This is a genomic window from Gilvimarinus gilvus, from assembly GCF_030518155.1.
In the GTDB taxonomy this organism is placed as follows: domain Bacteria; phylum Pseudomonadota; class Gammaproteobacteria; order Pseudomonadales; family Cellvibrionaceae; genus Gilvimarinus; species Gilvimarinus gilvus.
Window position 1 is genome coordinate 1 of sequence record NZ_JAULRU010000851.1, and the last position, 325, is coordinate 325.

The 325-nt window shown below is 66.5% G+C and carries 1 protein-coding gene; it reads right to left on the reverse strand.

Annotated elements, in window-relative coordinates; translation table 11 throughout:
• On the reverse strand, positions 1 to 325 hold a 325-nt coding region (locus QWI17_RS23565; protein ID WP_502553150.1), incomplete at both ends, for an SEL1-like repeat protein.

Genomic DNA, 325 nt, shown 5'->3' on the forward strand with positions numbered 1-325 from the left:
AGCGTCGGCGGCCGCCTGCAGGTGGCGTTCGGCTTTCTTGGCGTCGGCCGGTACGGTCTTGCCTTCGTAGTACAGGCGGCCCAGCAGCAGTTCGGCACGTGGCAGCTCGGCTTCGCGACCCTTGTCGATGTAGGCCAGCAACTGGTCGGTGTCGCCCAGTTCGGGGAACTCGTACAGCAATTGCGCCAGGCTGACCCACGACGCCGGGTTGGCCGGTGCCACCTGTTCGAGCAAGTCCTTGGCAGTTTTTTCATCGGTCTGGCCAAGGCTGCGATCGGCCAGCACCCGGGCCACGCTGTCGACCCGGCTGGCTGGCACGGCACCA